Source organism: Chryseobacterium tongliaonense, assembly GCF_041224435.1.
Classification (GTDB): domain Bacteria; phylum Bacteroidota; class Bacteroidia; order Flavobacteriales; family Weeksellaceae; genus Chryseobacterium; species Chryseobacterium tongliaoense.
The window spans coordinates 182,050-191,909 of record NZ_JBGFFD010000009.1 but is presented as its reverse complement, the minus strand read 5'-3'; the positions used below and the strand labels follow the sequence as shown (position 1 = coordinate 191,909).

At 35.3% G+C, this 9,860-nt stretch carries 8 protein-coding genes; 1 reads left to right on the top strand and 7 read right to left on the bottom strand.

The genetic code is table 11. The annotated features are described in order from the left end of the window. From AB8P06_RS17785 to AB8P06_RS17760, 6 genes are all read right to left on the bottom strand, one after another. Positions 1–2,060 (bottom strand): hypothetical protein (locus tag AB8P06_RS17785; RefSeq protein WP_369843578.1); only part of this gene is annotated, 2,060 nt, incomplete at its 3' end. Next, on the bottom strand, positions 2,039–2,764 hold the full coding sequence (locus tag AB8P06_RS17780; RefSeq protein WP_369843577.1) for a hypothetical protein: 726 nt from the start codon (positions 2,762–2,764) through the stop codon (positions 2,039–2,041). The genes AB8P06_RS17780 and AB8P06_RS17785, both read right to left, overlap by 22 nt. 2 nt (positions 2,765–2,766) lie before the next feature. Then, the gene (locus tag AB8P06_RS17775) at positions 2,767–3,321 is read right to left on the bottom strand and encodes a T9SS type A sorting domain-containing protein (protein ID WP_369843576.1); all 555 of its coding nucleotides are present in this window, start codon (positions 3,319–3,321) and stop codon (positions 2,767–2,769) included. 51 nt (positions 3,322–3,372) lie between these two features. Next, positions 3,373–4,308: a hypothetical protein gene (locus AB8P06_RS17770; protein ID WP_369843575.1), complete on the bottom strand. Its 936-nt coding sequence runs from the start codon at positions 4,306–4,308 to the stop codon at positions 3,373–3,375. A 260-nt stretch (positions 4,309–4,568) separates the two neighbouring features. Further along, entirely contained in the window at positions 4,569–6,074 is a 1,506-nt protein-coding gene (mqo, locus tag AB8P06_RS17765) for a malate dehydrogenase (quinone) (RefSeq protein ID WP_369843574.1), read from the bottom strand. Between the two features lie 265 nt (positions 6,075–6,339). After that, on the bottom strand, positions 6,340–7,323 hold the full coding sequence (locus tag AB8P06_RS17760; RefSeq protein ID WP_369843580.1) for an NAD(P)H-dependent glycerol-3-phosphate dehydrogenase: 984 nt from the start codon (positions 7,321–7,323) through the stop codon (positions 6,340–6,342). A 277-nt stretch (positions 7,324–7,600) separates the two neighbouring features. Here AB8P06_RS17760 and AB8P06_RS17755 point away from each other — a divergent pair, with 277 nt between their 5' ends. Next, complete coding sequence (locus AB8P06_RS17755; RefSeq protein ID WP_369843573.1) at positions 7,601–8,635, top strand: M23 family metallopeptidase; 1,035 nt, start codon at positions 7,601–7,603, stop codon at positions 8,633–8,635. Positions 8,636–8,674: 39 nt separating this feature from the next. Here AB8P06_RS17755 and AB8P06_RS17750 read toward each other — a convergent pair whose 3' ends face one another. Beyond that, on the bottom strand, positions 8,675–9,853 hold the full coding sequence (locus AB8P06_RS17750) for a MoaF-related domain-containing protein (protein WP_369843572.1): 1,179 nt from the start codon (positions 9,851–9,853) through the stop codon (positions 8,675–8,677). Between the last annotated feature and the right edge of the window lie 7 nt (positions 9,854–9,860).

The window sequence follows — 9,860 nt, the reverse complement described above, 5'->3', positions numbered from 1 at the left end:
TCTACAGTCTTTGTTTCCAATGGAATACCAATCATATTAGCTGTGATCAGCTTTTGGTTATTCTTTTCGTGAGCATACTGGTAGGTAGTTTCTGAAATTGTATTGTCAGGAGACTGTACTGAAACAGATTTTAAATTGATAGGCTTGTTAATATCGGTATCAGAATATAAATTGTTGGTTACTGTTTCCATTTTATTATTTAGAAAATATTCTACCGTTTTAGATTCTATATTTTCTATCTTTCCAGAGTTTATTGATATTATTTCTTTATTCACTGGATAATATGATACATAAATTGGCTGTTCATTTGGCAAAGTAGTGCTACCAGTAACTCTTTTGGGGAATTTTGATATATCTAAATTTAATGCAAATGCTATTTGTTCAGGGTCACCCGTGGTAAATCCTGCTTTAGAATTTTTCAAAGAATTAAATATATATTTATTAGTTTGTACTTTTACAGTGTCATTAGTTTTATTTAATATAATGTTTTTTTCCAATAAACCATTTTTCCATTCATCATAATTAGAGTATACGTGGGTATATAACTTATCACTATCTGAATTATTTGTTTGGGAAAAAATATTAATATTCTGGCCTAAATCATTATATTCAGTAACTTGTTTATAAGTAATAACATCTGAAGAACCATATGCATTATAATTAGCACTTGAATTATTAACCACCAAATATTTCTGAATGGAAGGAGGATATATTTCGGATCCATCTATTGCCTGTGTTATATATCTTTTTAATAAACTTGTATATTGAAAAGGCATATTCAAAACACCACTGCTTTTATATGTATTTGTGGATTGATCTAAGATTTCATATTTATAATTATATGTGTTAACAAAGTTATTTTCATTTTTATCTTCAATTTTTTTTATTCTAAGCCCTCCAATAGGGAGATTAGTATTCACTGTAGTATACTTTCCATAAATAACATCTATCCCATAACCACATGAACATTTTCCCATCCTGGATAATGATATATTAATTGGACTGTTTATATCAGTGAGTTCGAAAACACCTGGTTTACCATTGGTACCATAATGATTACCATTTACAGTGGCATTTCCATAACATGATGTTTCATGAACTTGACTGGTTTCGTCATCCATATTATTTTCACAGGTATTTCCAAACGTTAATTTAATTTTTGGTGCTTCTTTTCCGATAAAAAAACTAGGTGGAATTGTTACAGTTTGGTTTACATTTCCGAAACCATCGCTAATACCTCCTGCCGGTTCACTAAGAACATTTGTAAAATTGTCAATATCTCCCCAGAAGTAGTCTGTTCTTGTGAAATACTTATTGGCATTTTCATAATATAGATATTTGCTTCCACCTGTTGGGTAATCAACCCTATTTAAAACGCCAATTTGAGTATACATTGGATTGGTATTTCTATTTCTTACATATTGGGCAGGAATTGTTATGTTTTTAGATGTGTAATCCGTATAAATTTTATCGGGAATATTAGAAGAATTCTCATTATATATAGTCGAGTTAATATAACCCCAATAGTCATCATTATTAGAATTACGTGAGGGCAAAGGATAACTTTCATTATAATAAAACTTGTAATAACTATTTTGTAAATCGTCATATATGTTTAATAATTTAAGCCTGTAATCCTGAAAATTATTGCTTCCAACATTTGAAACAAAATATGAAAAATTCAAATGATAGTTTTTTATTACTTTTCCATAATTATCTTTTACAAAAACTTGACGTAATGCTACGCCATTATTTCCCGTAATATCTTTTCTTATGCTGCTTCCATCAGAAAAAGGTAATCCATCATTGGAATAATTAAAATAGATAACCCCATCAGGAAAAATAATTTTTGTAATTATTTTCTTTATATTTCCAACGGTTCCCATATACCTTTCATAGTCAGGTAGACTTAAAGGCAAATCTGCAGTAGGGTCAATTGCATCAGTAATATCAACATTAGCTTTTTCTGTAATACTTTTTTCTGTATAAGAATAAGCCTTTGAATATTCAAATGAAATTTTTTTATTAGTTATAGTTCTTATACTATCAATCTGATACATAGTTTCAGAACTGGAAGTAGTACTTCCAGTACACCTGAATCTATTGTTGTATTATTTTTAGTGCTCAAAAAATAAGAAGCCCCATCGATACTTACAATTTTAATATTTTTTTTATTATTTGTTGCGGTTATAAGAATATCTTCGTTTGGGATTGTATATCCTGTATCGTTATTAAAGATAAAGCTCCCACTCCCTGAGGGTAATGAATAATTAAATAAATCCGGTCTAGTATCATAAATCCCTTCATAATGATCATCTATCATCTGACGGATATCATTATCATACATTTCTACGCTTCTAATTTTGGAATTTACAATATTAATATCTTTAGTGTAAAGTGAAAAATATTTATCATCTTTATCTATAATATTTTGACTTATAGTATTGGGAATATTTAAAGACCATCCTAAACCAACGGTACTTGCAACTTCATTTAATTTGATTCCACCTGTATTATATGATAAAGAAATTGGAATATTAATTCCATCAACATTTATGGTATAAAAAGGTATGTTTATATTTGCCTTTCCTCTAAATAAATCAATAGGTAATTTACCAACCTTATCGATTGCATAGGCATTTGCAGATGTAGGAAAAGCAACAGGGTTTATTTTCTGTTGTGAGCTACCGTTGCTTACCTGAGCCCACATATTACAATTTACTAGTGCAGTAATAGTTATAAATAAATTAAATATTTTTTTCATAGTTATTTTTTAATCAATTTAGCATTCGCTGTTTTATTCGTATCCGTTTTCACTACCACAAGATATGCTCCCTGAATAAGTGCCTGTGTATTAATCTTAGTCACCGTATTCTTTGTCTTCAAACTCTGAAGTTGTCTTCCACCTAAATCATAAAGAATAATCTCAGCTTCTTTAAAGTCAAATCCTATTTCCACATAAGCATAATCTGTCACAGGATTCGGATAGATCTTAATATCCTGCTTTTCGATCAGCTGATCAATCTGCTTATCTCCCAATTTTACAATCTTCCAGTTCTCCTTTCCTAGTTCTTCAGCACTGGTTCCTACCAAAATGATAGAACCATCTCTGTTCAGTTTAATATCTGAAAGTCTTTCCTCTCTTTTTCTGGATTCTCCTTTCACATGCTTTCTCCACTCTTCATTTCCATCCTGATTCAGATACAGTATCCAGAAGGTCTCATCATCATTTTCTATTCTTCCTTCTGCCTGGGTATAGCCACCAAGTAAGATTCCTTTTGAGGATTTATCATCTGAAGAGTGTAAAACACTCATTCCCATGAGTACGTCCCTGTTTTTAAAATTGTAGGATTTCTGCCAGATTTCTTCACCTCATTCATCAAGTGAGATCAGCCAAAGATCTGTTCCTTCTTCTATGCCAACGGTTTTATTTCCTGATCTTTCCGATCTTGATTCTCCACCGATTAAATATCCTGTGGATGTTAAAGCAAGCGTTCTTAAATGATCATCACCTTTTCCGCCATAGTTCTTTTCCCATTCTACTTTACCGTCTTTGCTGAGTTTTACGATCCAGTAGTCGCCTTCACCATAATTTTCAGTTTTCTTTGTTCCTCCCCCATTACTTCGGGAGTATACTCCTAAGAGTGCTCCACCATCTTTTGTTGGGATCATTTTTTCAACTTCATCCAGTCCTTTCCCTCCTAAAACAAGTTGTGAGATTTCTTTTCCGTTTTTATCAAGTCTTACAACCAGAACATCTTTTGAACCATAACCTTTTGCTGCATTCTGAACATTTCCAGCCACAAAAAATCCTAAGTCTGTAGTCTGAATTACTGATCTTGCTTCTTCATCAGAAGAACCACCCAGAGTTTTCTGCCACAATTCATCGCCAAACTCATTGATTCTTACAAGCCAAATGTCAGATCCATCTTTGGAATCCTCTTTTTTATCCAGTCCTTTTCCTGAATAAGAAGTTCCAGCTAAAAGAAATCCACCTTCCTGAGTAGCTACAGTAGCTGAAAGAAAATCATGGTTTTTTCCTGCAAAGAACTTTTCCCAAACCTCTTCACCTTGTTGGTTCAGTTTCACCAAATGAAAATCGTAACCATTGTTTTGTTTATTGTCCGTAGAAAGCTTAGAAGCTTGAATACTGCTTCCTGTAATTAAATATTGCTGGTCAATAGTAGTGGTTACCTGGCTCAGAAAATCCTGTGTAGAGGATTTGATGTCTTTCTGCCATACCACTTCCTGGGCAGACACACCCAAAACAGTGCACATTGTAAGTACACCCGTGTAGAGTTTTTTCATACTTGTGTTTAAGTTATTATTTGTTTTTTAATTTGCTGCAAAAGTAATTATTTTATATCACGATAAAAAGATGTATATGAATGATTTAACACAAACTTTTTATCAATACAAAATTAATCCTCTAAAGCGACAGAACTTGACGTGTTTGGAAAACATATTTTAAATTTTCAGATTAATTTTAAATAAAAAAGCCTCCATCTCATCTGATGAAGGCATATCTGTTTAAATAAAAGCTCTGCTTAAAAATCTTTTATCTTTTATTAATATTCCAGCTCCAATTTCTCTTTCGTATATCCTCTTACTTTTTCGGTAAGCTCAGGATTGCCCGCCAGTTTTTGTCCGTAAGAAGGAATCATTTCCAATAATTTGTCCTTCCATTCCCCATGAAGTTTTTCAGGGAAGCATTTTTCAAGAACATTCAGCATCGCATATGCAGCCGTGGAAGCTCCCGGTGAAGCTCCTAATAATGAAGCGATCGTTCCTGATTTATTCACCACCACTTCGGTTCCGAATTCCAGTTTTCCACCTTCTTTTTCATCCTTTTTAATCACCTGAACCCGTTGCCCCGCCACTTTCAATTCCCAATCCTCTTCTTTCGCATCTTTGACAAATTCCCTCAAATGCTGCATTCTTTGAGACTTGGTCATTGCTACCTGCTGAATTAGGTATTTCGTTAAAGGAATATTGTGCCACCATGCTCCGAACAGCGATCTTATATTTTTTGTATTGATGCTTTCCGGCAGGTCAAGATAGCTTCCTTCTTTGAGAAATTTGGTTGAAAACCCTGCAAAAGGGCCGAAAAGAAGCGCTTTCTCACCATCAATGATTCTTAAATCCAAGTGGGGAACAGACATTGGCGGCGCATCCACTGTTGCCTGGGTATATACTTTTGCCTGGTGTTTTTTTACCAGTTCAGGATTATGAGTTACCAGCCACTCTCCGGAAACCGGAAAGCCTCCATAGCCTTCACTTTCTTTAATATCCGAACTATCCAACAAAGGTAATGCATATCCTCCGGCACCGATAAATACAAAATCGGCAACGACTTCCTGCTTATGGCTGTGAATCCTGTCCTTTACTTTCATTTCCCATTTTCCATCATCTCTCGGGTCAACATCTTTCACTTCATGATACAGGAAAACCTCAACATTGGAATCCTCCAATAAGTGTCGCCCCATTTTTCTGGTTAAGGTTCCGAAGTTTACATCAGTTCCAAGATCCATTTTGGTGGCGGCCATTACTTCAGACTGATTTCTTTTACTCATCACCAGCGGAATCCATTCTTTCAGCTTTTCGTGATCCATTGAAAATTCCATTCCGGAGAATAAAACAGATTGCGTCATTTTATCATGTCGCTTTCTCAGATATTCAGCATCTTTTTCACCGAATACCAGGCTCATATGCGGACATGAATTGATAAAATCTTTTGGATCCTGAATATATCCTTTATTAATAAGGTAAGACCAGAATTGTTTTGAGATTTCAAACTGTTCGGCAATACTTTCAGCCTTTGAAATATCTATGGTTCCGTCAGGTTCTTCAGGGGTATAATTAAGCTCACAAAACGCCGAATGGCCTGTGCCTGCATTGTTCCAGGCGGCTGTACTTTCTTTGGCAAATCTGCCCAGCCTTTCAAAAATTGCGATTTCCAGGTTGGGATCAAATTCGTGTAATAAGGTAGCTAAAGTGGCGCTCATAATCCCGCCTCCTATGAGTACAACGTCGTATTTTGGTTTCGGTGTTCTGCTTGTTAGCGATTGTGACATAATCTAGAATTTACATCAAATTTCGGGAAAAGTTTTAAAAGCAGGAACTCGTTTTGCGATTTTAACATGTTAATTTTTAATGTAAAAACACTCTTGGATTGTGCAAAAAAAATTGATCGAAAGTATCGATTGAATTTTATTAATCCGTCAATAGAATTACTAAAGTTTTAATACTTCAACTCCGCTTAGTATGACATTTCCAATACTCATTGTATTTATTGTGAAATGTCATACTAAGCGGAGTCGGAGCATGTTTATGATTGTATTAATTCAATTTCGCAGTCAGTTTTCTAAACTGTTTTTCTGCATTTTTTCCTTCATACAAAATTCCGTAAATCGTATCAATGATCGGCAGCTTAAGATGTTTTTGTTTTGCCGTTTTATAAATTGAATCGGCCGCATAATAGCCTTCCGCAACCATGTTCATCGACTGTATTGCAGATTTCACCGTATATCCTTTTCCGATAAGGTTTCCTAAATTCCTGTTTCTTGAGAACAATGAATAAGCTGTTACCAGTAAATCACCCAGATAAGCGCTTTCATTTACATCTCTCGGTGCTTCATAGATAGCTTCCAGGAAAGTTTCCATTTCACGGATCGCATTTGAAACGAAAACTGCCGTAAAATTATCCCCATAGCCTAATCCACTTGCAATACCTGCCCCGATGGCGAAAATATTTTTAAGAATCGCACTGTATTCATTCCCTAAAATATCTTTACTGGAATGTACTTTAATGAAATCAGAATTAAAAACATCCAGCAGCTTTTCAGAAACCTCATCTTCTACCGTGGCAATCGTAAGATAGGATAATCTTTCCATAGCGACTTCTTCTGCGTGACAAGGGCCTGCAATAACCGCCTGGTTTCTGAATCCGATCTGGAACTCATCTCTCAGGTAATGGGCTACAACGTCATTCACTTTAGGAATAATCCCTTTAATGGCCGATACGAAGATTTTGTCTTTATATTCACAGTTCATTTTATCCAGTGTATCCGAAAGATAAATGGAAGGCGTTGCTAAAACCACCACATCACATGCAGTAACAAGTTCGTTAATATCTGTGGTAAGCTTTAAGTTTTTAAGGTTAAAATTAACAGCCGTTAAATAAGTCGGGTTGTGCCCGCGAAGCTCAATCGCTCCTTTTACAAATTCACTTCTTACACACCAGTGCACTATTTTACAGTTTTCAACAAGCATTTTTACGATTGCAGTTGCAAAACTTCCACTTCCTACGACCCCAATGGTCATATCATTTTTGTTTTTTTTTGGATCTGGAGATTCTGAAATAATTTTCTTTTTTGCCATAATTGAAATGTGAACTGCAAATATATTAAAACAAAGATTTAACAGTGCTTTTGAAAGGATGATAAAACCCATTTTTAGAAAAAATTAACACTTCAATACAATTAAATAGATAAAACACCGTTAATTACAGAAATAACTCATTTTTTATTAGAAAAAATTCACAAAGTTTATTTTTAATTAAATTTGCACCCTTAAAACTGTTTTTAATACTAAGAAAAATATGAAGAAATTTCTAAGCAGCAAAAAGAACGTAAATATTCTTCTGGGAGGACTTTTACTAGTAGTTTTTGCACAAGGCATTTTCATCGCAAGGTTATTTTCCGAAAGGGATGACAAAACATATGAGGTGAACCTTGTAAAAATAAACACTGAAAGAGACAGTGTAGATTATCTAAAAATGAAAACCGATCTTAGTCTGGTAGATCAAAGCGTCGCACAGCTCAATTCATTCCTGAAAGCGAAAGACATTCCGAGTGAAAAGCTGATGGTTCTGAGTAAAGACAGCATTTCCAATTCTGTTTATTTAGCAAAACAAGCCAACAGGTACAGCCAGTATTTAATGGATTTACAGAAAAAACTGATGGAGGTTCCTCTGGGAATGCCTACTGACGGATATATTTCTTCCAACTTCGGAATCAGAAAAAATCCGATTCCCTATAAAACGGTTTTTGCCTCTGTGAAATCAGGTGTTTCTGCTTCTGCAAAACCTGCGGCTGTAGCAGCTGCAAAGCCTGAAGTAAAAGCAGAACCTGTGGAAAGAATTATCGAAATAACCGACAGTTACGGTACTAAGAGAGAGGTAAAAGTAATGGTAACACCAAAAGTTGCCACCACTACTCCAGCTGCTCCGGCTCCTGTAACCAATTCTACAAAAGCTGTTGCCGGTATTGCTTCATCAAAAACTCCTGTTGAAAAAAATAATCCACCTGCTGAAGCTGATCAGATGCAGTTTCATAAAGGCCTTGATATTGCCGTTGCTTTCGGGTCTGATGTAAGAGCCGCTGCAGCCGGTACAGTAATTTTCTCCGGACAAAAAGGAGGTTACGGAAACTGTGTGATTGTTTCTCACGGAAACGGTCTGGCTACCCTTTACGGCCATTTATCAGAGCTTATAGTAAGAGCCAACGATAAAGTAAAAGTGGGACAGGTTATAGCCAAATCAGGAAATTCCGGGCGTTCTACCGGGCCACACCTTCATTACGAAGTACACAAAAACAATACACCGGTCAATCCGAAATTGTTTATGAATTTATAATAAAAAAACTGCTGTCTTCCGATAGCAGTTTTTTTATGATTATTTCAGGATACTCAGTGTGCCTTTCAGATGTTTGAAGGATCCGTCTGCTCCTGCAATATTGGTATAAACGGTGTTTTTGTTATAATCCTGAATGTGGGTAACATTCATGCCGGATTGAGGCTCGTGCCAATAGACCATAAATATATTTTTAGCGACTTCTACTGCAGTATATTGAATGGTTTCTGCAGCTCCTTTAGATTCACCATCTGTTCCGATGAAAGACATTGTTTTGTTGTCTTTAAAATCCAGGATAAATTCTATGGTTCCGAAACCGACCCTGATTTTATGACCGATGGCCGGATAAGGAGATTTTAAATCCCAGTTCATTTCTCCGAGAAAAACCTTCACGCCCATTCCCAGTTCATCTTTGCCCGGAAGCTTAGGATATTTGTTGACCATACAATTTACAATGTTTTCTGAAGTTTTATTTTCGCTCACTGCTTTTTTATAACTTTCAAGATAATTCTTAACAAAATCCAGGGAATCGGGAGATAAAGACAATGTTGAAAAATGGGAAGGAACAACCTGTGCAGGCTGTAATGCTTTCATTGCATCGATTTGCCCAATCCATTGGTCAATAGCTTCTTTATTCTGGGTATCCGCCATCCAGAGATGGGAATCAACCGATACTGAAATTCCGCCTAAAACTGTTTTCAGAGAAGGAATCCAGAGAAAACTGTGAGCCGGGTCATCAATATTCTGTTTAATTTCAATTTTATTTCCTTCAAGATCAGGAATCGTATTCACGGCTTCCGGAATAATGATTTCTGATGGCGCATCTGTTTTCAGCTGTGGTTTCCATACGGCCAACTTATCGTCTTTTGAAGCAGAAATAAGGTAAGCCGTTTGAGCAGTTGAAATAATTTTCACCTTGGGAAATGCTTTTTTGATCACATCCAATCCGAAATAAAAATCGGGATCGCTATGGGAAATAAAAACCGTAGTCAGATTTTTTCCGGTAGCTTTTATCTCTTTTACAAGCTGCTCTGCATATTGTTTCTGAAACTGTGCATCTACAAGCATTACATCTTTATCCCCGTAAATAATGGTTGATGTAATGGGAAAAATTGCTTTTGCTCCCGGATTATATACTTTGATCTTCAGGTTTCCTGCAAATAAAGCACTTACAAAACCTAATATTGCAACGAATGATAATAATTTCTTTTTCAACATCATATAATTC